This is a genomic window from Streptomyces sp. NPDC056628 (assembly GCF_042792555.1).
In the GTDB taxonomy this organism is placed as follows: domain Bacteria; phylum Actinomycetota; class Actinomycetes; order Streptomycetales; family Streptomycetaceae; genus Streptomyces.
In genome coordinates this window covers 1-22,362 of the sequence record NZ_JBHTWG010000046.1, presented here as the reverse complement: position 1 = coordinate 22,362, position 22,362 = coordinate 1, and the positions used below count along the sequence as shown (strand labels likewise).

Below are 22,362 nucleotides of genomic sequence, written 5' to 3'. Positions count from 1 at the left end.
CTGCCTTCCTCAGGACCCGAACAGCCGGGTGTCGTCGTACTCGTAGAAACCGCGTCCGGTCTTGCGGCCGAGGTCGCCTGCGGCGACCATCCGCTCGACCATCGGCGGCGGGAAGAAACGCGGGTCGCGCAACTGCTCGTAGAGCCGGGTCGCCACCTGCTGGTGGATGTCGAGGCCGACGATGTCGAGCAGCCGGAACGGTCCCATCGGGTGGCCCAGGGCGCCGAGCACGGCGGCGTCGATGGACTCCCGTGTGCCAAGTCCTGCCTCGAGGGCCTGGATGCAGGAGTTCTCCCACGGGATCAGAAACCGGTTGACGATGAAGCCGGGCCGGTCCTTGGTGACCACGCTGCTCTTGCCCAGGGAGGCGAGGAACTCGACGGTGGCCTTGTGCGCCCAGTCGGCGGTGTGCCTGCCGTCGGCGACCTCGACCAACTTCATCAGCGGCGCTGGGTTGCAGTAGTGGGTGCCAACGACCCGCTCGGGCAGCCGGGATCCGGACGCGATGCCGGTGACCGACAGCGTGGAGGTGTTGGTGTGGAAGAGCGTGGACTGCGAGACGATCTCGTCGAGCATGCCGAAGGTCTCCTTCTTCAGCTGGAGATCCTCGAAGACCGCCTCGACGACGACGTCGCACGGCGCGAGGTCGGTCAGGTCGGTGCTGCCCACCAGGGCGTCCTTGGCGGCCTGCCCAGCCGTCGCGTCGAGTTTGCCCAGCCGCACGCTCTTGTCGAAGAAGCCGTGCACGGTGTCGATGCCGCGCGTCAGGCTGGCCTCGTTGACGTCGTAAAGGATGGTCCGGTGCCCGGCTCGCGCCATCACGGTGGCGATACCCGAGCCCATGGTGCCGGCGCCGAGGACGGCGACGGTCTTGCTCGCGTTGCTCACGAGTTCTCCTGCTCGTTCAGTAGCTGGTTCATCGGACGCTCTGGCCACCGTCGATGACGATGACCTCGCCGGTCATGAAGTCCGAGGCGCTGCCGGCCAGGAGCAGCAGCCACGGCTTGAGCTCGTCCGGTTCGCCCATGCGGCGGGCCGGGATGGCGCGGACGACCTTGGTCAGGGTCTCGGCGTCCTCACGCAGCTCGGCGTTGAGCGGGGTGGCGAAGTACCCGGGGGCGATCGCGTTGACCTGGACGCCGGCCTTCGCCCACTCCATGGCCATCGAGCGGGTGAAGCCGATGACGCCGGCTTTGGAGGCGGAGTACGCGGCGTGGTTGGCGACGCCTTGCAGTGCGAAGTTCGAGGCGATGTTGATGACCTTGCCCGCGCCCTGCGCCACCAGGTGCCGGCCGGCTGCCCGGGTGGCGAGGTAAGTGCCGCGCAGGTTGGTCGCCAGCACCCGGTCCCACTCGTCGGCGGGCTGGTCGAGCAGCGGCGTGGTGGCGACGATGCCGGAGTTGTTGACGAGGATGTCGATCCGGCCGAAGGTCTCGACGGTGGCCTCGACCATGCTCTCGACCGACGCCTCGTCCGTGATATCGGTCGGACAGGCCAGCGCCTGCCCGCCGGCCGTCTTGACCTCGTCGACGAAGGAGTCGAGCTCGGTCGTGGTGCGGGCCGCCACGGTGACGGCGGCTCCGGCCTCGGCCAGCGCCTGGGCCATCGACCGGCCCAGCCCACGTCCGGCGCCGGTCACCATCGCGACCTTGCCACGCAGATCCGTCATGCCAGCTCTCCTATCGCGCGGGTGATCTCGCGACCGATGAGCAGCCGCTGGATCTCGTTGGTGCCGTCGTAGATCTGGGTGACCTTGGCATCGCGCAGGCACCGCTCGACGCCGAGGACCGCGAGGTCGCCGTACGGGCCGAGGATTCGGGTCGCTTCTACGGCCGCGGTGAAGCCCAGGTCGGTGCACGTCTGCTTCATCATCCCGACGAGGCCGGTCGGGATGTCGCTGGTGGCGTCGGCCTGGCGGGCGACCGCGTGCAGGAGCAGCCGCCCCTGCAGGATGCGGCCGCGCAGGTCGGCGAGCGCGAAGGTGTGCTCGTCGGGAAGCCGGGTGCCGTGCAGTCTGGTCAGCGTGGCAAGGGTGCGCGCGTACGCCGCCCGCGCCAGACCGACCCCCTGGGCGGCGGCGCTGATGCGCGTCTTGACCACGGAGTTCATGACCACACGCCAGCCCCCGCCCTCCTTGCCGAGGACGTGGTCGGCGGGGATGCGCACATCGTCGAAGAACAGCTCCGCAGTGCTCGAGCCGTGCATGCCCATCTTCTCGAAAGGCTGCCCATGGCCCACGCCGTCCCAGCCGCCGTCGACGACGAAGGCGGTGACCCCACGGCGTCCCAGGCTCTTGTCGACGGTCGCGAAACAGATGATCACCCCGGCCTTGTCGCCTGTGGTGATGAAGGTCTTCGACCCGTTGAGCAGGTAGCCGTCACCGGTCGGCTGGGCGGTGGTCTGCAGGCTTGCGACGTCGCTGCCGGCATTGGGCTCGGTGATGGCGATCGAGCCGTAGAGCGAGCCATCGAGCAGACGGGGGATGTACCGCTGTGCCAGTTCGTCGCTGCCGGCGATCAGGAGGGGGTATGCCGCGTGCGTCTGGGTCATGAAGACCAGCGACGTCGCCGCGCAGCCGGCCGTCACCTCCTCCATCGCCACCGCGTAGGCGACGTTGGTGTCGCCGGTGCCGCCGAGGTGCTCGGGAAAGACGAGGCCCATCAGGCCTGCCTGTGCCAAGGCCTGCACGCTCTCGTGGGCGAAGGCATGGGTTGCGTCGAGCTCGGCGGCCCGCGGGGCGACCTCCCGGGCCACCGCGTCTCGGGTGATCGTGCGGACCTCACGCTCCCGTTCCGTCAGTGCGGAGTCAGCCGCCGGCTCGTCGAGCAGGTCGTGCAGGGCCAGGTAGGCCTTGGGGTCGGTGTCGAGGTCGAGTGGTTCGACACTCATGCGGTCTCCTCCGGGGCGGTTGCGGGGTCAGCGAAGACGGCGGGCCGGCGTTCCAGGAAGGCGTTGATGCCTTCGTCGGACTCGGCGCCGCCGATGGCGAGCGCCGCCAGGCCGGTCTCGAGCTGAAGGCCGGTGTCGAGCAAGGCGCCGCGGCCCGCCTCGAGGGCGGTGAGGATCGAACGGACCGCGAGGGGCCCCTGGGCCGCGATCTTCTCGGCCATCGCAACGGCGGTCGCCAGGAGGTCCTCTGGCGCGACCGGTGGCACCGGGGTCAGCCCGAGCTGGTAGGCGCGGTCGGCGTTGAGCCGGGCTCCGGTGAGCATCAGGTGGGCCGCGGTCTGCGCGCCGACGGCGCGGGGCAGCCGCTGGGTGCCGCCGTATCCCGGGATCAGGCCGAGGCCCGACTCCGGCAGACCGAGCGAGGCACGGGTCGAGAGCACAGAGAAGGTCGAAGCGAGCACCAGCTCGAACCCACCGCCGAGGGCGACGCCATTGACCGCGGCGATGACCGGCACAGCGGCGCGCTCGATGTCGCGCATCACCCGCTGGCCCGAGCGCATGGTCTCGTGCGCCCGGTCGGTGGTCATTCCGGCCAGTTCCTTGAGATCGGCACCCGCGCTGAACGCCTTGTCACCGGTGCCCGTGACGACGACCGCGCGGACCGCCGGGTCCGCCTCCGCCTCGAGCACGGCCTGACGCAGTTCGGCCAGTACACCGGCGTTGAGCGCGTTGAACGCCTCGGGCCGGTTGATGGTCAGGGTGGTGACCGGGCCGACGCACTCGATGACGAGTGCCTCCGGGGCAGTCACGACGCCACCGCCTCGGTGCCGAGGCCGACCGCACCGGCGACGGCCAGGTCGTCGATCTGCTCGTCGGTGTAGCCGACCTCGAGCAGCACCGACCTTGTGTCCGCTCCGAGCCCGGGGAAGCGCTCGTTGCGCGGTGCACCCTGCGAGGCCAGGCGGAACGGACTGCGGATGCTCACCAAGTCGCCTTGAAATCCTGGCACCGGGAGCAGGGAGTCGCGCGCGACCACCTGCGGGTCCTTCACGACTTCGGAGAGGGTCTGGACCAAGGAGGCCGGCACCTCGACCTCGCCGAGGACACGGAGCCATTCCGCGGCCCGCCTCGTCGAGAGCCGGTCGGCAACCAGCGCGGTGATGTGGGATCGATGCTCGCGGCGACCGGCGTTGTCGGCCAGGGCCGGGTCGGCGCTGAGTTCGGGCAGCCCGACGGCCGTGCAGAACCGCTGCCACATCGCGTCGTTGCCGATGGCCACGACGATGGTGCGGTCGGCAGTCTCGAAGGGTTGGTAGACGGCCAGCACCGAGTCGGTCCCGCCGCTGGGGGCAGGCTCTGGCTCACCGGCGCAGAATGCGGCGATCCGCGGGGCCATCAGCGCGAGGTCGGTGTCGAGCAGGGAGACGTCGATGATCTCCCCCACGCCGCTGCTGGTCTGGCGCACCAGCGCGGCGTTGATCGCGATCGCGGCAGCCATACCGGTCACCACGTCGGACAGCGCGGTGGATACCCGCTGCGGACTACGGCCCTTCTCCCCGGTGACCGACATGAGGCCCGATCGCGCCTGAGCGACCAGGTCGTACCCGGGCAGGTCGCTGTCGGGCCCGTCGAGACCGAATCCGGACATCGCGCAGTAGACCAGCCGCGGATTGCGTGCCCGCAGCGTCTCGCCGTCGATGCCCATCCGGGTGAGCTTGGCGGGGTTCATGTTCTGCAGGAACACATCGGCGGTGTCGAGCAACCGCCGCAGCGCCTCGCGCCCTTCCTGCACACGGAGGTCGAGCACCACGGACTGCTTGTTGCGGTTGGCCGAGGCGAACCAGGCAGAGGTCCCGGCGACGAAAGGCGGTCCCCAGCTCCGCGCGTCGTCACCACGCCCCGGGCGTTCCACCTTCATGACCGTGGCCCCGAGGTCGGCGAGATACATGGCTGCTGTCGGTCCGGCATATGACGTCGTCATATCGATCACTTTCACACCGGCCAGCGGGCCGGCCGTGGCCGGGGTCGGAGTCATCGGGTTCACTTCTCCGTAACGTCGAACATGTACCGGAAGATTAATAGTGGACTTTTAGGTGCCGCGGGCCGCCCGCGTGCCAGCGCCAGGCGACCCGCGGCCGTTCTCAGAGGGCGGCCGGGAGGTGATCCGCGGTGCCGTCGGTCCTCGAGGGGACCTCCCCGTCGGCCGGCTTCGCCGACCAGGTGATCTCGTCGTCCCGGGACTCCCTGGCCACCATGACGGCGACAAGGCTGATGGCCGCACCACAGGCGATGTACACCGCCAACGGCCATGCGCCGCCGAAGCGGTCCATCAGCGCCGCACTGATGAACGGCACGGGCGCACTGAACAGCAGTCCACCCAGCGTGTAGGAGATGCCTGCGCCGCTGTAGCGCAGCTGGGTGGGGAACAGTTCGGGCAGGAAGCTCGACTGCGGGGCGTAGGTCAGCGTGTGACAGATCGGCAGCGCAAGCATCATGGCCAGCACAATGGCGGCAGGGTTATGCGTGTCGATCAGCCAGAAGAAGGGGAAGGCCATGAGGATCGTGGCGACACAGCCGACCATGAGGACCGGGCGGCGGCCGTAACGATCGCAGAAGCGTGCCGCGAACGGGATGGTGCCCATCTGCACCAGCGACGCCAGGCAGACCGCCCCGAGCATCGCGTTCTTGCTCACGCCGTCCTCAGCCCCGTAGGTGAGGGCGAACACGGTGACCATGTAGAAGGGAATGTTCGCGGCCGCGACGGTCAGGGCGCCGATGACCACGCGGCCGCCGCTCTTGCGGAAGACCGTGGCGGCCGGGAAGCGCTCCTCCTGACCCTTCTCCTTGACCGCCTTGAACGCCGGGGAGTCATCGATCTTGAGTCGGATGTAGAGGCCGAGTGCCACCAGCACCGCGCTCACCAGGAACGGGATCCGCCAGCCCCACGACTCGAGCTGGTTCTGGGGGAGCTGCCGCACCAGGAAGAACATGCCGGTGGCGATCACCAGCCCGAACGGCACGCCGATCTGCGGCCAACTGGCGTAGAAGGCCCGCTTTCGCTTGGGTGCGTGCTCGACGGCCATGAGAACCGCTCCACCCCACTCACCACCGAGCGCGAGCCCCTGAACCAGCCGGCAGACCACGAGGAGAACCGGCGCCAGAATGCCGACCTGGGAGTACGTCGGCAGGAGGCCGACTGCGATGGTGCCGATGCCCATCATCATCAAGCTGGTGACCAGCATCTGCTTGCGGCTCACCCGGTCACCGAAGTGCCCGAAGATCAGGGCGCCGAGGGGCCGTGCGGCGAACGCGACGCCGAAGGTCGCGAAGGCGGCGAGGGTACCGATCAGCGGGTCGAGGTCGGGGAAGAAGAGCTTCCCGAAGATCAGCGCCGAAGCGGTGCCGAAGATGAAGAAGTCGAAGAACTCGATCGTCGTGCCGATGAGGCTGGCACCAGCGACCCGCGCAATGGAGACGTGCGAGCTCTCGGTCGTAGTGACCACGGTGTCCTCCAGAACGAGGAGTAGTCCGCGCTGCTGGCGACACCGGATGGTGTAGCGCGGGTCACAGCAGGTGTGACGAGAGGCACGCTAGTGACAATAGACAGGGCGCGCAAGGTCCAACATTTAAATATCCGTACAGGTGCGCGCCCTTCAGGAGCAGACTGTCACCGAGTCCGATGGGCTGTGATGTGGCGCCTCAGGTAGGTGAGGTGCTTGACCACCGCCGCCTCCCCTGCGTCCGGATCCTGCCGCTGGACGGCCTGGACGATGCGCTGATGCTGCTTGACGGTCTCGCGGCCGACCTCGGGCGAGAGGTCCAGGTAGTGCACCGGCTCGGTGGCGTGGTGAAGAGCGGCGACGAAGCTGGCCAGCACGCGATTGCCGGAGGCCCGCGCGATCAAAGTGTGGAACTGGCGGTCGAGCTCCGGGATCTCGGGATCGTCCACCGATGCGGTCTTCTGCCGCTCAACGATGGCGGTCAACTGCTGGACGTGCTCGTCGGTCCGGTTGACTGCCGCGAGGCGTACGGAAGGCACCTCGAGCTGCTGCCGGACCTCGGCCACCTCGTCGAACTCGATGCTGCCCAGGGCGAGGAGGTTGTCGACCGACTCCATCATGACGTCGCCCAGGGAGTGGTAGTCGATCGACTGCACGAAGTTGCCGCCCCTGGCCCCGGGCACCTTTGTGATCAGATGTTGTGACGACAGCACCCGCAGGGCCTCGCGCAAGGTCGTCCGGCTGACGTTGAATTGGCGCGCCAGTTCCGCCTCCGGAGGCAGCATTTCGCCGGACTTGAGCTCGCCGGACAAGATGGCGGCCCTGATGGTCTCCTCGACCTGCTCCCGTGGTCGCAACACCGTCCGACCGATCACTTTGCGAGGCGCGTCGCCGTTCGCTTTCATGGCCATCTTGCTGTCCCGCTTCTCTCATTGCCGGTCACGCGCAGTTGCCGACGCGCTACGTGCAGGGGCTAGTGGATGCCTGATTTTATGCGCAAGGGCTGGCTAACGTCTGACGTTTGCATCTAGACATAATGTAGGCCTCCGCAGCCTGCTGCAGGGGGACACTCCCTCCCCGACGAAGACGGTGCCTTGGCGGGCAAACTCCCCACCGAACACGCATTTTGAACAGCCCAGTGGGGGTGTGGGCTCGACTGCGGCGACGTCAGCGTCACGGCCTGACCCCCGGCCTCCTCACGGTGATCCCGCACATCCAGCACATGACGGCGTCCTTGGACGGGGCCGGGCCTGTTCCGGCTATGGCGGCCGCTGTGCAGGCGGCGGCCGCCACGGTGCAGGTGTACGGGGACCGGCGGCAACGCGCTGCCAGGACGGCGAAGCACGACGACTGCTTTTGCGTGCCCGACCGCGGCGTGGGCTCCATGCCCGGTGCTCGTGCGATCCCCGTCCAGGTCAGCGCCGGGCAAAGCGCCTGCACGTCCCTCCGCGTCGTCGCCCTTGTGGACGGTGTCGCTAGCCTCGCGCTTTCTCGAGGTGGAGTGTCCGAGGCTTGATCAAATAGGCGGAGAGTGCTCCTGACCTGCAACGATCGGACTTTTCTAGGGTCCTGTCGGCTGCGCGGAAAGAAGCACTCTCCAGGTGAAGAAGCGTGTCGGGTCGTACCCGTGTGTCCGCATCGAGGGCGGCGGCCGGGCGGTGGTCTCGCAGGCCGGGGGGCGTGCTGCTGGTCGAGACCGTCCGCAAGGCCGGCCTGGAGACCGCGATATCAGCGGCGCTGACGCCGTGGCGGAAGGCCCGGGCGGTACATGATCCGGGCAGGATCCTGTTGGACGTGGCCCTGGCCATCGCGCTGGGCGGGAACCGCCTCGTGGATGTCGGCATGCTGCGGGCCGAGCGGCCGTGTTCGGGCCGGTAGCCTCCGACCCCACGGTCTCCCGCCTCCATCCTGAAGTTCTCGGCTGCTGAACTGCCCGAGCTGGGCGGTGTCCTGAAGCCGGCCGATCCTCTTCCGCAGGCGCACATCAACGACACCGTCCCGCAGCAGCAGCCGGAGAGCCCGGCTCCCTGACGGATCAGGTACCGCCAGCCGTCAGACGAACCTCACGACCAGATCACGGTGCGGTCCCATGAGTAGATCCCGTGTATACCTCATGCATATTCTGTGCAGCCCGACTTATCGTGCACGACGTAGTTGCCGGTCAGGGCTCCAAGGAGGCTGTCGTGGAGAACCCGTCGCCACTTCCCCCGAACGTTCCCCCGCGCCCGTCCGAGCCCCCTGCGACGCAGACCACGGCTAACGCGACGGACTCGCCGGACGGTTGGCGAGACGAGCACGAGAATGACCCGGAGTACCAGCGCGTCCTGGCCAGAGTGGAAAGGCCTTGGTGGAAGCGGCCGATCGCCCTCTGGGGAGGCGTCGCCGCCGTTGCCGTGGGTTCGTTCTTCCTGGGCGGCGCGGTCCTCGGCTCCGATGGAGGCTCGGGTGCATCCTCCCCGGACCCCTGGGTGCAGGAGCAGTTGGACGATCAGTCGCAGGACAATCAGCAGCAGAACAACCAGCCTGCGGGGATATCGGGCGCGCAGAAGAGTCAGATCCTGAGCAAGTACTGCAATCAGCAGGCTGGCGGTCCGTACGACGTATCGGAAGCCGCGTACCTGGAGTGCCTGCAGAGCTACGAGGTGACGGACCAAGGCATGGTCATGCCGAAGTAGCCCAGGGCTCCTGGATCAGGCGACATGGACGAGCACGCGCTCGGCCTTCACCCTCGTGGCCTTCTCGGCCCGGGCGACGGAGAAGTGCCGGAAGAGCTTCTGGCCCCGGTGATCGAGGCCCTCGACCTTCAGGTGCCCTCGGCGGACCCACGAGTAGACCGTCACGATACTGACGCCCGTCAGCTCGGCGGCCTCGCGGACCGTCAGCCAGAGTTCGTCCTCCACCGAAGCCCTCCCGAACATGCGAAAGGCCCCGGTCCGCCAGTGACGTCGGGGCCCGCATGAGGACGTACGTGTCCTGCTGATCGCGATCATGCGGTCAAGTTGCTTCAAGTTGCAAGCACTCGGCTGACGTGCGCCATGACGGGTCCGGGTAGGGCTCCCAGATCCGCCTGGGGAAGAGCTGACGGCGGAGGGCTGCTCCCCTGACTGTCCGGATGTCCGTGCAGATCGTGATGTACCTCGGCGGCCAGCCATCAGGATCTCCGACCCACTCGGCCCGGACGTACATCTCGGCATAGCAGCGATCCGACAAGCAGCGTGCTTGCTCGTCGTGAAATTTGTGCGCCTGCTCCTCCAAGGACTGGTTCATTCGTTGAAGCTCCGCATGCCACTCCCGGCCCGCCGTGCTCCGCTCGTCTCCCACGCCCTTCTGAAGTGCGCCTGGATCGCGTAGCTCAGGCGTATGCACTCGTTGGCCGCTGCCTCGGAGAGACGCGGCAGGTGTGTCCGGGGGCGTGCTGATCTTGTTCCGGACGACCTGTGGGATCGGGGGGCCCACGTCGGCCCTTCACCCGTCGACCGCGCCCGCCCCGGCTCCAAGCACCACCTGATCGTCAACCGACACGAAGCCCCATTCGCCGTGACGCTCACTTGCGGCAACCGACACGACGTCACCCAGCTCCTACCCCTGTTCGACGAGGTCCCGCCGAATCGGGGAGCTCGGGGACGCCCTCGCCGCACACCCCTGTGCCTGTACGCCGACCGAGGCTACGACTTCGACAAGTACCGCCGCCTGCTGTGTGAATCGTGGCATCAAACCCGTGATCGCCCGACGGGGCATTGCCCTGGCCGCCTCGGCAGCGGTCACCGGTGCCGGCACGCTCGTCGCTGTACGCCGACGCCGGGCCGAGAGGTCGCACTGGCCACCTCCGACGCGAGCGGAGTTCTCGGACCCGGCACGACACTCCTCAGCCCGAGGGCCGAGACCAGTGTCCGCGCCCGGGTGCTGAGTGCCCCCGCCTCACGGGTGGCCGGCAGCACCGCCGAGGGTTGGTCCCGTAGGTGCGAAGGCGGCGCGATCCGGTGCCGTGCGCTCGCCGCGAAGCCGTCGATGGCCTCTGCGGATACGCATGGCTGACGCATCTGGCGAGGACCCGTTCGCGAGCTGGCCGAAGCTCACGAACGGGTGGGCGCGGACGGTTACGCCTTGGGGGGCTTCACGGCGATGTCGAGGTAGAAGGCGTCAATGCTGCGTACCGCCGCTTCGAACTCGTCGAGGTTGACGGGCTTGGTGACGTAGGCGTTGGCGTGGTGGTGATAGGCGCCGGTGACGTCGTCAGGAGCGGCCGAGGTGGTCAGGACCACGACGGGGATGGTGCGCAGCTCGGGGTCCTCCTTCACCACCGCGAGGAACTCCCGCCCGTTCATCCGCGGCATGTTGAGGTCGAGCACGATGAGGTCGGGACGCTCGTTGGCCTGGTCGCGCAGGAATTCCAGGGCGTCGATGCCGTCGGAGACCTGGGTGATGTTGCGGGTTCCGCGTTCGGTGAGGGCGTCCTGAATGAGCAGGGCGTCGGCGGCGTCGTCCTCGACCAACAGCACGTTGTAGGGATGGGTTGCGGCGGCGGCAGCCATGGTTCACGAGCTCCGGGGTCGGGGGGTGGGATGGGGTGTGCTGCTGGTGATCAGGCCGGGCCAGCGGCGCCGGGCTCCTTGCCGGCTCATGTTCATGGCCTGACCGATCTCCGGGTAGCCGGCGCCGTGCGCGGCTGCGGCGTGGGCTGCCTGGTCCTCCAGGTGCCGGACGCATTCCTTGACGCTGGCCAGGACCCGCAGGCGCGCCAGTGCGCCCTGGCGGGCCTCACCGGCGGTTCGGGCGGGGTCTGCCGAGAGGTCGCCGCTGTGCTGCGCCATGCAGCGGGTGAGTTCGTCGACCACCTGTGCCACCAGCGCGGTCGTCTCGCCGCCTGATGGAGCCGCGGTGGAAGAAGATCTAGGCATGACAGCAGCCTAGGGCTTTGATCTCCCCCAGGACAACGTCCGTTGTCATGGCACGGGTACAGTGTGCGTGTCGCGTGTGGATGTCGTGGCGCGAGTCGTTGCTTGAGGGAGAGATTCGAACCGCCATGAGCAGAAGGCCGTCGCCCGCCGAGGGTGCCATGTCCGCCTGGACCACCCGCCGCTGGCTGCGGGTCGGCGTCTCGGTCACCCTCTCCGTGCTGACCGTCCTGGGGGCGCTGGGCATTTGGGCAATGTGGCGCACTTCACAGCTGACCAACGAGATAATCGATCGCCGCACTCCCGCCCTGATCGCCTCGATCAGGCTGGAGGAAGCCCTGGTCAACCAGGAGACCGGTATCCGCGGCTACGGACTGTCCGGAAGCGAGGACTTCCTGGCCCCCTACCGACAGGGCGTGGCGGACGAGCGCTCTGCCCTCAGGAAGCTCAAGCCCCTGCTGAAGGGCGATGCCGGGGGCCTCAAGGATCTGGCCGACGTGCAGGCGCTGGCCGGTACCTGGCATGAGCGCATAGCCCGCCCCGTGTCGACAGCGGCTCCGAGCGACGTGGTCGACGCGGCCGAGAAGCGCACGACGGAGGGCAAGGCCACCTTCGACCGCCTGCGCACCGCCATGACGCGCCAGCAGGCCCACCTCCAGGACCGGCGCACCGAGGTCAGCCGCGAGCTGCGGGCGGCCATGACCGTACGGAACTGGATGTTCACCGGCATCGCCGTCGTCATCGTCCTGGTCACGGTGCTCATCTTCGAGGGCCTGCGCCGCGGCATCACCGCTCCGCTCACCCGGCTCGGCTCGTCGGCCCGTGACGTCGCACAGGGACGCTTCGACCGCTCCCTGGACGGCGCGGGTCCGGCCGACCTGCGCCGGCTGGCGGCCGACGTGGACCTGATGCGCCGGCGCCTGGTCGCGGAACTCCAGTCCAGCGAAGAGTCCCGCAGGCTGCTGGACGAACAGGCGGCGGACCTCAAGCGATCGAACACGGAGCTGGAGCAGTTCGCCTACGTCGCCTCCCACGACCTGCAGGAACCGCTGCGCAAGGTGTCCAGTTTCACCCAGCTCCTGCAACGGCGCTACGGGGGCCAGCTGGACGAACGAGCCGACCAGTACATCGACTTCGCCGTCGACGGCGCCAACCGCATGCAGATCCTCATCAACGATCTGCTGGCGTTCTCCCGCGTCGGCCGTGTACACAACGACCACCGCACCGTGGACCTGCAGAGCGTGCTCGACAGCGCCCTGGGCAACCTCAGCGTGGCCATCGAGGAGAGCGGCACCGAGATCACCAGCGACCCGCTGCCCACCATCGCCGGGGACACCACCCAGCTCACCATGCTCTGGCAGAACCTGCTCTCGAACGCCATCAAGTTCCGCAGTCCCGAACGGACACCGCGCATCCACATCAGCGCCGCCGTCGTCGACGACGTATGGCAGTTCGCGGTCAGTGACAACGGCATCGGGATCGCACCGGAGTTCCAGCAGAAGGTCTTCATCCTCTTTCAGCGACTGCACACCAAGGACGCCTACCCCGGCACCGGCATCGGCCTGGCCATGTGCAAGAAGATCGTGGAGTTCCACGACGGGACGATCACCATCGACCCGGACCACCAGCCGGGGACACGCGTCGTCTTCACCCTCCCCGTCGCGACGAAAGGTCCTACGGTGCCGGAGGGGGAGACACAGCCGTGAGTGACCACAGAGCGGGCGGTGCCGAGCAGTACACCATCGTGCTGGTGGAGGACGACGACGGGGACGCCCTTCTCGTCGAGGAACTCCTCTACGACACCGACCTGCCGCACAACCTGATCCGCTGCCGCTCGGCCGCCGAGGCCCGGGCGACGCTCGCCACCACGCCGGTCGACTGCGTTCTGCTGGACCTGCACCTGCCCGACGCCTCCGGCGTGGAGACCGTCCAGGCGCTCCAGCCGGAGACCCACGCCGCCGCCATCATCGTGCTGACCGGCCTGGCCGAGCCCCGGGCAGGGGTCGAAGCCCTCGCCGCGGGCGCCCAGGACTACCTCGTCAAGGGCAAGGTCGAACCGGACCTGATGCAACGCGCGGTGCGCTACGCCGTCCAGCGAAAGCACGTCGAGCAGGCCAGCGCCGCCCTCCAGATCGGGCAGCTCCGCGCCGAGGAGAACGCGCGTCTGGAGCGCGGACTGCTGCCCGAGCCCCTTCTCACCTCCGCCACCGTCAGCGCCGCCAGCCGCTACTACCCGGGCCGGGCACAGGCACTGCTCGGAGGCGACTTCCTGGACGTCGTCCAGACCGACGACGGCCAGGTCCACGCCATCATCGGCGACGTCAGCGGCCACGGCCCGGACGCCGCGGCCCTCGGAGTGTGCCTGCGCATCGCCTGGCGTGCGCTGACCCTGGGCGGCCATCGCGACCAGCAACTGCTTCATCTGCTGGAACGCATACATGTCGCCGAGCGCACCGGCCACGACCTTTTCGCCACCTGCACCATCATCACCCTGGACCCCACCGCGGCGACGTGCACCCTGCACCTGGCCGGCCACCACGAACCGCTGCTGCTGACCAGCGTCGGCACCCGCGAGGTGACCGCCGCCCACGGAGTCGCCCTCGGCGTCGCACCCGGCCTGGGGAAATGGCCGTCGACCACCTTCTCCCTCCCTCCGCGCGGAGCTCTGCTCGCCTACACGGACGGCCTTGTCGAAGGCTTCGCCGGGACCACCGGCACCCGGCTCGGAGTCGACGGCCTGCTCGGCATCCTCGACACGCTCCGCACCGCGGACCCCGGCGCCCACCTCGACGCGCTCATCGTCGAGACCCGCGCCCTCAACGCCAACCGGCACACGGACGATCTCGCCATCCTCCGCCTGGACTGGGATCTCGCATAGGGCCGACCCGGCGGTCACTCCCCCGTTAGCGGCAGGGGGTCGTAGGCAGCGGCCTCGCGCACCGCTCTGATCAGGCTCTGCTGCAGGTCAGGTGGGCATCAGGGCAAGCCTGAACCCCACATTCACGCGCCAAATGAGATGACCTTTTAGGCCAGGAGTATCTCAACAATAATCGCCGCCGCCAACACGACATAAACGGTGCACGCAGCATAATTCAGCACAGCCGTCGCTTTTGTTGAGCCGATGAGTCGTGAATGAAAAAATCCCGACACCACTCCAATGCACCCGTAAAGAATTATCTCCATCAGGACGTTGATTGCACCGAGAACGGTCATCTGCAGTTCGGGATTCCCTGCACTCCCTATGAACTGCGGGAGCACCGCGAGGTAAAAGAGAATTATTTTGGGATTCGTCAGGCTGACTACCACTCCTCGCAGATACCACCTACCCGTCGCGATATCGCCGTGTCCGTTGATCGCATGACGCGCACTCAGCATTGTCACGTACGCCAACCACAGTAGATACGCCGCACCCAGTATTCTCACCACATCAAGCACCGATGGGTGCGATCGAGCGATCTCCCCCATTCCGGCAACGACGGCGGCGGCATAGAAACTCATACCTGTACCTATACCGAGGATCGCTCTCAGCGCGGACAGGCGACCACCTTCAAGGCCCACTGCGAGCATGTAGGCCATATCAGGCCCGGGCGGAGCGAGAAAGAGCAGGATCACCGCAACATAGCTCGGCAGTACCGCTAAATCCAGCATGATCAACTACCTCCGGCCTTGGCGTGGCATGCCCAGGAGTCCCTCGACGCCGGCAGCGATCGACCCGCGCCGAGTCGCCCGAGTCGGTGGCCGGACACCTGCTGCTGACCTTGAAGGATCCCAGGGGATCCCCGAGTCGACACAGAACCACCTATGGCGGTTCTAACATGTTTGCGCTTCAGGCGGCAACCCGCTAAGGTGGTTCCGTGGTTACTGTCTATTTCCCCGAGTTTCGCTTGGGTAAAATACTAGCGACCAGCTTCACGGGAACCGTGTCAGAGCGTTACGGTGAGACGCTAGAGCGAATCCCTGTGCCCTCTCGGCTCGCAGACTGGTTGGCGGTCAATGGACTTGCGGTCGACTCCTGCACCCAGTCCCAGCTCGACCGGGCTCGAGAGCTGAGGGAATCAATTCATACAGCCGCCACGGCCGTCGCAAACCAGAACCCGCTTCCCTCTTCAGCTGTCCACATCATCAATGACTGCAGTACTCAGGGTCTGGCCTCGGCGATCTTGACCTCCGAGGGTGGCCGAAAATGGCGGCTGAGCTCTACTTCCGTAGAAGATGCGCTCAGCGTGATCGCCGCCGATGCGATCGGTCTACTTGCGGGAGAGCGAGACGGGAAGATTTCCTTGTGCGCATCGCCCACGTGCCGAGCCGCTTTCCTGGACACCAGTCGGGGCGGCACACGGAAATGGTGCGACATGAATACGTGTGGAAATCGCGAGAAGAAGGCACGCTTCCTCGTCAACAAGCGCAATAGCTCAGGCCTTGCCAGCTGACCACTTCCATGCGTTCACCGGCATCGCCCCCTGTCCCCTCGTCCGCTGGCGCAGGCTTGCCAGACGAGACGACCTCCAGGCCCCGACGGACAGGCGTCCACGGGCTTTCGGTGATGGCCCACGCACTTCCCGGATGTGTCATATAGGGGGAAGGTCGCCCGAAACCACGTCACCCCGTCCTGGCTGGTCGACACGGCGACACGCAGCCGACCTGTCGGGGAGCGCCGGGCAGTGCACCGTCACAGCGGGGAACCACGGTAGAAAGCTTCGTCAGCTCTGACGGCGCCGCCCACTGCGGGTTGGTGGACGTCCAGGGAGGCGACGCTGCGGCCGGTTCCCCGCTGCTTGGCGGCAGCGGTGTTGACGGTGGTGCCCATGAAAAACTGGCCGTGAGGCTCAGCACTCTTGACGTCGTCTGTGCCAGGAAGCTCTTCTTCGCCACCTTGCACGTGCCTACGCAGGAGGACTCCCGGACGCCTTGGTGCCCGGGTATCACGGCCTATCCGGCCTCTATCCGGTGATGGCCACCGGGGCGTCCCAGGCGTTGCGGTCGACGGTGATGGTGTGGCCGCCGCGGGTCTCCTTGCTGTTGACCATGTACTGGTGGGCGCGGCTGTGGTCGGTGTAGAGCTTGGGATCCCAGGGCCAGTCGGCGGTGGTGGTGTTCTTGCTGTTCCACAGCGCGTACCAGAGGTTGCCGGGCAGGTCGGTCCGGTCGGTGGCCGTGGCGATGGCCTTGGCGCTGGAGCTGCTGAAGCCGTAGAGCCCGGCGCGGTATGTCTTGGCCCGCAGGGTCTTGGTGAAGGAGCGCACGTACGTCAGGGTGGCGTCGTTGCACGCTTTGTTCGTGATGTCGTACGACTCCATGTTGAGGTAGATGGGGCTGCCGGGCTTCATGCCGAGCGCGGATGCCTTAGCGACGGCGTCCTCGGCGTTGCTCTTGCCGAGGGCGGCTGCTGTGGTGGCGGTGAACCTCTCCGGGTTTCCGCTGGTCTGGCAGGGCGGCTGGGCGCCGACGTAGAGCGGGATGAGCTTCCATCCGGCGGCGCTGACCGACTTCACCCAGGACGCGGTGAGGTTGGGCTGGGCGCAACCGCGGTTCTTACCGCCGATGTAAACCGCGGCGGCCCCGTAGAAGCCGGTCTTCCACGCCTTCATCGCAGCGAGGGAGGGCGCCGTGCAGGTGTCGAAGGCCCGGCCCGTGTACGTCTTCTGCGTCGGCCAGCTCGTGGCGGCCATGGAGGTCTGCGCCGCGATCCCGGCGCCGGCGACCACGACGACGCCTGTCGTGGCCCACGCGATGTGACGGCCTCTCCTGGACAGCCTGTGCTTGGTCATTCCCACCCCATTCGGATCGCGGCCCCGGCCGCATACGTGCGCCGGCGGAAGGCTTGCGAACGCGGCGACACACCGTGGGGTGAGGCTGCAGCGCTCGGCGCGTTCTGTTGCGGCGCGGTTGAGCTCCGGCAGTCGGAGCGCTCCCGCACTCTATCCAAGCCCCCGCTGCTTGGTGGTGGAGGGCGACAATGCTGGGTTCCAGGGTCTCCGCACAGATGACGGCGACCTTCGAGACCGTGGTGACGACCGGTTGTTGACGCGGGCGCGACCGTCGCAGTCGGAGTGGCGGTCAACAGCGGGCGTTCATTCGATCGGTTCCTCGGCCCCCTGGCTGAAGCCCGCGGCTCTCAGGGCCCGGTCGCGGCCGGAACCGCCGTCTGGTCCAGCGGCCCGGGGGCCATCCGGACGCTGAGCACCATGGTGAGGCCGCCGCCGGGCGTGTCCTGGGGGTTGAGGAACATCCATGTCAGATCGTGCGCTAAGCGCTCGCGGCCTCGATTGGCGCTTTGACCTGGGCTGATCGTACGGCGCAGCCTTCGCGGGTCGATGTTGTCGATCTTCGGAGGACCTGGTGGCAGTCGAGTTCCTGTCTGATCAACAGGCAGCCCAGTACGCGGCGTTCAACGGAGCACCGTCATGTGCGGAGCTGGAGCGGTACTTTTTCCTGGATGACTCGGATCTGGAGAAAGTGCAGGCCAAACGGCGTTCGCACAACCGGCTCGGGTTCGCGGTCCAGCTGACGAGCGTGCGCTATCTGGGCCGGTTCATGCCGCACCCGCGGCATGAACCAGCGGAGGTCGCCGAGTACCCGGCCGAGCAGTTGGGGATTGCGGATGCGTCGTGTCTCAAGGAGTACGGCGAGCGGGACGGGACGGCCCGTACACACGCCGGTGAGACTCAGGAGGCCGTCCAACCCGCTCGCGCAGGCGTGGGGCGGCGGCCTGGTCGCCTCTGTGGACGGCATGCGGTTCGTCGTCCCCGTCCCGTCGGTGTACGCCCGCCCCGACCCGAAGTGCGGCCGCCGCACCGGGTAGGTGCGGCGGCCGTGGGTGGGATCGGCTCGTGGTCCGAGTCAGCCAGCCCGGAGCAGGGAGTGCAGCGCGGTGGTGTCGATGATGTGGGCCCGTGAAGGGAAGACCCGGTGGAGCAGGACGTTGTGGACTTCGGTGTCCGGGTCGGCGACGCCGTCGGACAGTACGTAGAGCTGGTAGTCGCGGTCGGCCGCGTCGATGACGGTGGACAGGACGACTCCGCTGGTACTGATGCCGGAGACGACCAGAGTGGTGATGCCGCGCTCGCGTAGCTGCTGGTCGAGGTCGGTGGTGGACATGCCGCCGTAGCGGATCTTGCGCACGACGATGTCGCCGTCCTGGGGAGCCAGGCGCACGTGGATGGTGGTGGCAGAGTCCTCGTGGTGCATGGCGCGGTGTCGGGCCAGAGGGGCGAAGGACTTGTTGGAGGCCGGGATCGCGTCCCAGTCTGCCTCGGTGAAGCCGATGCGTACGTAGGCGATGGTGCCGCCGTTTGCGCGAACGTCAGCAATGGCCCCTTCCACGCGACCGAGCAGGGCGTTGCGGTCCTCGCCTTCGGGCACAAAGGCCAGGATCGCGGGCTGGTAGTCCATGACGAGAAGCGCGGTGTGCGCGGGGTCAAGTACGGGCGCAGTGCTCACGCGAGTGGTCTCCTTGCTGGTGGTGTGCCTGGTCGACGCGCACCGGCGGACCGGCCGCAGCATGTGGGCTTCGGCGGCCAGTTACGGTGCCTCATGAGTGGCTGCGAGACAGTTCCGGCTCGTGCTGTGACGTGTGGTCCCGTCGGGGAAGCAGGAGCGGGGTGGTCAGGATGAGCAGTCCCGCGACCGTGAGAGCGGTGCGTGGGCTGGTGACGTTGGCGAGCAGTCCGGCGAGTGCGGTGAGGACGGCGATGGATGCCTGTTGGCCGATCGACCACGCCGTCAGGGTGCGGGCGACGAGATGCTTGGGGGTGTGTTCGAGCCGGTAGGTGGCGAGCACGGGGCTGTACAGGCTCATGTTGATGATGATTGCCAGCTCGACGGCCATCACGGTGACGAGACCGACGACGCCGGGACGGACAAAGGCCAGGCCGATCAGCCAGATGGCACGCAGGGTGCCGACGGTCCGGAAGACCTGGTGCCGGCCGAAGCGGGCCACGACACGACGGGCCAGCCGGGAGCCGACGAGTCCGCCGAGGCATGGAGCGGCGAAAGCGAGGGCGTACTGCCAGGGCGGGAACCCGAGTTGACGAAGGAGGAGCACGGCCAGTAGCGGCTCGGTGGCCATGATCAGACCGCCGACGAGCATGTTGTTCAGGTAGAGCGACCGCAGACCGGGGTGGCCCATGATGTGCCGCCAGCCGTCGAGCAGTGCGCCCGCCCGGACCGGGCTCTTTTCGGTTGTTCGCGGTGCTTCTTCCTGGCCGCGGATCGCGGTGATGCCCAGCGCGGAGAGCAGGTAGCTGAGCGCGTCGGCCACCACGGTGGTGACCGGCCCGAACAGGCCGATCGCCGCCCCGCCCAGCGGTGGCCCCACCGCGATGGAGCTCCAGTTCGTGGACTCGAACCGTGCGTTGGCGACGAGCAGGTCATCCGGCCGTACGAGGGCCTTGAGGTAGGCGCCACTGGCTGCGTTGAAGGCGATCTTGGCTGCGGCGATCACAGCCGAGACCACGAGCAGCTGGACGAAGCTGAGCCGTCCGAAGGCGTAGGCGACCGGGATCGTCGCCATGGCCGCAAACCGGGCCAAGTCCATCATGATCATGACCGGGCGCTTGCGCCGGAACTCCACCCACGGCGCGAGCGGCACCGCGATCAGCGCTCCCACCGCAGGCCCCACTGCGGACAGTGCGGACACCTCGGCTGGTCCGGCATGCAGCACCAGCACGGCGATCAGCGGCAACGCCCCGAACCCCAGCCCGGCCCCGTAGGCACTCACCGCATACGACGCCCACAGCCAGCCGAACTGCCGGCCCAACCGTCTCCTGCCCACCATGCTCAGCGCACTCCCCTTAGGTCCCATCCGAACAAACCGACGTTGACCGATGAGAGATAAACGGGCAGGACAACCGCAGGTCAAACAACTGACCTGCCAGCAATCCACAACCACCAGTTGTTCACTAAGGTGGGTCGACGTGGACCTCGAAGCAGTACGTACCTTCGTCGCCGTCGCGGAAGCGTGCCAGTTCCAGAAAGCCGCCGCCGACCTGTCGATCACCCAGCAGGCCGTGTCCAAACGCATCGCCGCGCTGGAGCGCACTCTCGGCGTGCGGTTGTTCACACGTGCCCCACGCGGCGCTGAGCTCACCATCGACGGGCAGGCGTTCCTGCCCCACGCACGCGAGCTGCTGCGCGTCGCCGAGCGTGCAGGCGCGTCCGTGCGCCCGGGCCGCCGTCCGCTGCGTGTTGACGTGCTCGCCTCGCGCAGCGCGCAGTCGGGCCTGATGCGTGGCTTCCATCGCGTATACCCCGACATCGAGCTCGACGTGATGATGCTGTTCGACATCGATACGGCCGTCACCGCCATTCGTTCCGGTGCGATCGACGCGTCCTTCCGCGCCGTCGCCGCGCCCGGCCGGCCCCTGCCGGAGGACATTGCCTCCGTCCGGGTGCTCGACGAGCCGCTCCAGCTCCTCACCGGCCCCGCCCACGCGCTGGCGGGCGCCCGGTCGGTGACCGTCGCCCGGCTCACCGGGCACCGGATCTGGATGCCCGGCATCGCCCCCGGTACCGAGTGGGGCGCCTACTACGACGACCTCGTGGCCGAGTTCGGCCTCACCATCGAGGTGACGGGCCCCAACTTCGGCTCCGACGCGCTCCTCGACACCATCGCCGACACCCCGGCCCTGGCCACTTTGATGGGCGAACACACCCGCCTCATCTGGCCCGCCGACCACGGCCTGCGCCGTATCCCGGTGACCGACCCGACGCCCGTCTATCCGCACTCGCTCCTCTGGCACCGCGACAACCCCCACCCCGCGCTGGCCACCCTCCGCACCCACCTCGCCACCACAGCGGCCGGCCACGACGCCACCGGGACCTGGACACCGAGCTGGGCGATTCCTCGCTGAACGCCCCCGCCCGCGCGGGCCAGCCCTGCCCGGCGCAGGCGGTCAACGGCGGGCGTCGCCGGGGGCGAGCAGGCTGGTCAGCTCGGCGATCGCCTCCGGGGAGGGCTTGAAGTAGCGGCGGACGTTCTCCGGCGTCTTGTGCCGGGACTTCGCCACCAGCATCAACAGCGAGGCACCCTGCTCGCCGAGGTGGGTCAGGGCGGAGTGGCGGTACTCGTGCAGGTCCCAGCCTGTACCCGGCCCGCGCAGGGCGGTGTGCTCGTCGAGCACGGCGCGGGCCTGCCCGTACGACAGCCTGGCCAGCCCGGTGTCCGGGCATACGTCGCGGGGGCTGACGACCTTGCCCGGCCCCGGGCGGCGATGGGTGACGAACACCGGCCCGCGGGTTCGTCCCTTGAGCAGCCGGGGCAGGAGCCGGGCGGTGCCGGCATCCCAGTACACGGGCTCCAGCACGTAGTCCTCGCGCGACTGGCCCCGGCGGCGGGCCTTGGTCCGGGCTCCCTTGGCCTTGACCAGGCAACGGCGCCCCGAGAGGTCCAGTTCCTCGATGTTGACGCCCAGGATCTCCTCGGACCGCCCGGAGGTCTCGTAGAGCATCCGCCACAGAGTCTTCTCCCGCAGGTGCACCTCGCGCCGCGCGATGGGCCGGTCGGCCGCCATCTTCGAGCGGGCCGGGGTCTCAGAGTCCGGCACCGCAAACCGCTTTGCCCAGGCCGGGACCATCGGTCCCTCGTAACCGCGCTCACGGCACCAGCCGAGCCAAGACAGCACCCCCGCCCGGCGGGAGTTCCACGTGTTGACCGCCGCTGTGCCCCGAAGCAGTTCCAGGGCCTCACCGATCTCGTCGTCCGCGACCGCCGCCAGCGGCCGGGCCTCGCCGAGCCGTTCAGTGGTTTTACCCACCCCGATTCCGTACTTCCGGACCGTGTTCGGGTTGCCGAGCGAGTCGAGGAACACGTCCGCCGCCGCACGGACGGTCAACGCCTTCCCTGGCCAGCAGCTGTACGACGGTGGGCACCGCTTCCCTCTTGCCGCAGACAACAGGGCCGCTTCGCGTACGGCCTGTAGACCGTCACCGCAGGTGACGAATCAAGCTACCGCAGATATTGGGTGTTATCCGTGGGAAGACTTTAGAGGCCATCTCATTTGGTGAGCCTGCGGTAGCAGATGAGGGTGCAGGCGATGCTGGTGAAGGCGAGGAAGTGCTCGGCTTTGCGCTCGTAGCGA

20 protein-coding genes and 4 pseudogenes are annotated in these 22,362 nt (G+C 67.9%); 9 read left to right on the top strand and 15 right to left on the bottom strand.

The window, feature by feature from the left end:
• Window positions 1–9 precede the first annotated feature (9 nt).
• The 7 genes from ACFRAC_RS33115 to ACFRAC_RS33085 form a co-directional block, all read right to left on the bottom strand.
• The gene (locus tag ACFRAC_RS33115; protein WP_382937506.1) at window positions 10–888 is read right to left on the bottom strand and encodes a 3-hydroxyacyl-CoA dehydrogenase family protein; all 879 of its coding nucleotides are present in this window, start codon (window positions 886–888) and stop codon (window positions 10–12) included.
• A gap of 28 nt (window positions 889–916) precedes the next feature.
• On the bottom strand, window positions 917–1,669 hold the full coding sequence (locus ACFRAC_RS33110) for an SDR family NAD(P)-dependent oxidoreductase (protein WP_382937500.1): 753 nt from the start codon (window positions 1,667–1,669) through the stop codon (window positions 917–919).
• Entirely contained in the window at window positions 1,666–2,889 is a 1,224-nt protein-coding gene (locus ACFRAC_RS33105; protein ID WP_382937494.1) for an acyl-CoA dehydrogenase family protein, read from the bottom strand. The genes ACFRAC_RS33110 and ACFRAC_RS33105 overlap by 4 nt, the downstream gene beginning before the upstream one ends.
• Window positions 2,886–3,698, bottom strand: coding sequence for an enoyl-CoA hydratase/isomerase family protein (locus ACFRAC_RS33100; RefSeq protein ID WP_382937492.1), 813 nt, complete (start codon window positions 3,696–3,698; stop codon window positions 2,886–2,888). Before ACFRAC_RS33100 ends, ACFRAC_RS33105 begins: the two co-directional genes overlap by 4 nt.
• Entirely contained in the window at window positions 3,695–4,924 is a 1,230-nt protein-coding gene (locus tag ACFRAC_RS33095) for a CaiB/BaiF CoA transferase family protein (RefSeq protein WP_382937489.1), read from the bottom strand. Before ACFRAC_RS33095 ends, ACFRAC_RS33100 begins: the two co-directional genes overlap by 4 nt.
• Before the next feature lie 106 nt (window positions 4,925–5,030).
• Window positions 5,031–6,392, bottom strand: a complete 1,362-nt coding sequence (locus ACFRAC_RS33090) for an MFS transporter (RefSeq protein WP_382937485.1) — start codon at window positions 6,390–6,392, stop codon at window positions 5,031–5,033.
• A gap of 164 nt (window positions 6,393–6,556) precedes the next feature.
• Window positions 6,557–7,294 (bottom strand): FadR/GntR family transcriptional regulator, encoded by a 738-nt coding sequence (locus ACFRAC_RS33085; RefSeq protein ID WP_382937482.1) that lies wholly within the window; start codon window positions 7,292–7,294, stop codon window positions 6,557–6,559.
• Window positions 7,295–7,990: 696 nt separating this feature from the next.
• Here ACFRAC_RS33085 and ACFRAC_RS33080 point away from each other — a divergent pair.
• Together ACFRAC_RS33080 and ACFRAC_RS33075 are read left to right on the top strand one after the other, a co-directional pair.
• Window positions 7,991–8,293, top strand: a pseudogene (locus ACFRAC_RS33080) (transposase); the annotation flags it as partial.
• A gap of 279 nt (window positions 8,294–8,572) precedes the next feature.
• A complete protein-coding gene (locus ACFRAC_RS33075) occupies window positions 8,573–9,064 on the top strand; it encodes a hypothetical protein (protein ID WP_382937479.1) in 492 nt (163 codons plus the stop codon).
• Between the two features lie 15 nt (window positions 9,065–9,079).
• Here the strand turns inward: ACFRAC_RS33075 and ACFRAC_RS33070 are convergent, their stop codons facing one another.
• Entirely contained in the window at window positions 9,080–9,289 is a 210-nt protein-coding gene (locus ACFRAC_RS33070) for a helix-turn-helix domain-containing protein (protein WP_382937476.1), read from the bottom strand.
• A gap of 547 nt (window positions 9,290–9,836) precedes the next feature.
• On the opposite strand from ACFRAC_RS33070, the pseudogene ACFRAC_RS33065 reads away from it, so the two are divergent.
• A pseudogene (locus tag ACFRAC_RS33065) lies at window positions 9,837–10,131 on the top strand (transposase); the annotation flags it as partial.
• Window positions 10,132–10,486: 355 nt separating this feature from the next.
• Here ACFRAC_RS33065 and ACFRAC_RS33060 read toward each other — a convergent pair.
• Together ACFRAC_RS33060 and ACFRAC_RS33055 are read right to left on the bottom strand one after the other, a co-directional pair.
• On the bottom strand, window positions 10,487–10,921 hold the full coding sequence (locus ACFRAC_RS33060) for a response regulator (RefSeq protein ID WP_382937474.1): 435 nt from the start codon (window positions 10,919–10,921) through the stop codon (window positions 10,487–10,489).
• A 3-nt stretch (window positions 10,922–10,924) separates the two neighbouring features.
• Complete coding sequence (locus ACFRAC_RS33055) at window positions 10,925–11,287, bottom strand: hypothetical protein (protein ID WP_382937472.1); 363 nt, start codon at window positions 11,285–11,287, stop codon at window positions 10,925–10,927.
• A 125-nt stretch (window positions 11,288–11,412) separates the two neighbouring features.
• On the opposite strand from ACFRAC_RS33055, the gene ACFRAC_RS33050 reads away from it, so the two are divergent.
• Together ACFRAC_RS33050 and ACFRAC_RS33045 are read left to right on the top strand one after the other, a co-directional pair.
• Window positions 11,413–12,990, top strand: coding sequence for an ATP-binding protein (locus ACFRAC_RS33050; protein ID WP_382937469.1), 1,578 nt, complete (start codon window positions 11,413–11,415; stop codon window positions 12,988–12,990).
• Window positions 12,987–14,162, top strand: a complete 1,176-nt coding sequence (locus ACFRAC_RS33045) for a PP2C family protein-serine/threonine phosphatase (RefSeq protein WP_382937463.1) — start codon at window positions 12,987–12,989, stop codon at window positions 14,160–14,162. The genes ACFRAC_RS33050 and ACFRAC_RS33045 overlap by 4 nt, the downstream gene beginning before the upstream one ends.
• Before the next feature lie 146 nt (window positions 14,163–14,308).
• Here ACFRAC_RS33045 and ACFRAC_RS33040 read toward each other — a convergent pair whose 3' ends face one another.
• Window positions 14,309–14,932 (bottom strand): LysE family translocator, encoded by a 624-nt coding sequence (locus ACFRAC_RS33040; protein ID WP_382937460.1) that lies wholly within the window; start codon window positions 14,930–14,932, stop codon window positions 14,309–14,311.
• A 206-nt stretch (window positions 14,933–15,138) separates the two neighbouring features.
• Between ACFRAC_RS33040 and ACFRAC_RS33035 the strand changes: the two genes are divergently transcribed.
• Complete coding sequence (locus ACFRAC_RS33035) at window positions 15,139–15,714, top strand: CGNR zinc finger domain-containing protein (RefSeq protein WP_382937457.1); 576 nt, start codon at window positions 15,139–15,141, stop codon at window positions 15,712–15,714.
• Window positions 15,715–16,224: 510 nt separating this feature from the next.
• Here ACFRAC_RS33035 and ACFRAC_RS33030 read toward each other — a convergent pair.
• A complete protein-coding gene (locus tag ACFRAC_RS33030; RefSeq protein WP_382937452.1) occupies window positions 16,225–17,052 on the bottom strand; it encodes a glycoside hydrolase domain-containing protein in 828 nt (275 codons plus the stop codon).
• A gap of 571 nt (window positions 17,053–17,623) precedes the next feature.
• Between ACFRAC_RS33030 and ACFRAC_RS33025 the strand changes: the two are divergent.
• Window positions 17,624–17,959, top strand: a pseudogene (locus ACFRAC_RS33025) (DUF4158 domain-containing protein); the annotation flags it as partial.
• Window positions 17,886–18,086, top strand: a complete 201-nt coding sequence (locus ACFRAC_RS33020; RefSeq protein ID WP_382937447.1) for a Tn3 family transposase — start codon at window positions 17,886–17,888, stop codon at window positions 18,084–18,086. The pseudogene ACFRAC_RS33025 and the gene ACFRAC_RS33020, both read left to right, overlap by 74 nt.
• A gap of 38 nt (window positions 18,087–18,124) precedes the next feature.
• On the opposite strand, the gene ACFRAC_RS33015 is transcribed toward ACFRAC_RS33020, so the two are convergent.
• On the bottom strand, window positions 18,125–18,724 hold the full coding sequence (locus ACFRAC_RS33015) for a cysteine hydrolase family protein (protein WP_382937444.1): 600 nt from the start codon (window positions 18,722–18,724) through the stop codon (window positions 18,125–18,127).
• Window positions 18,725–18,815: 91 nt separating this feature from the next.
• Window positions 18,816–20,060 carry an MFS transporter gene (locus ACFRAC_RS33010; RefSeq protein ID WP_382937440.1) on the bottom strand — a complete coding sequence of 415 codons (1,245 nt, stop codon included), beginning with the start codon at window positions 20,058–20,060 and terminating at the stop codon, window positions 18,816–18,818.
• A 139-nt stretch (window positions 20,061–20,199) separates the two neighbouring features.
• Between ACFRAC_RS33010 and ACFRAC_RS33005 the strand changes: the two genes are divergently transcribed.
• The gene (locus tag ACFRAC_RS33005) at window positions 20,200–21,135 is read left to right on the top strand and encodes a LysR family transcriptional regulator (protein ID WP_382937435.1); all 936 of its coding nucleotides are present in this window, start codon (window positions 20,200–20,202) and stop codon (window positions 21,133–21,135) included.
• A gap of 42 nt (window positions 21,136–21,177) precedes the next feature.
• Here the strand turns inward: ACFRAC_RS33005 and ACFRAC_RS33000 are convergent.
• Window positions 21,178–22,153 (bottom strand): annotated as a pseudogene (locus tag ACFRAC_RS33000) (tyrosine-type recombinase/integrase).
• Window positions 22,154–22,362 lie beyond the last annotated feature (209 nt).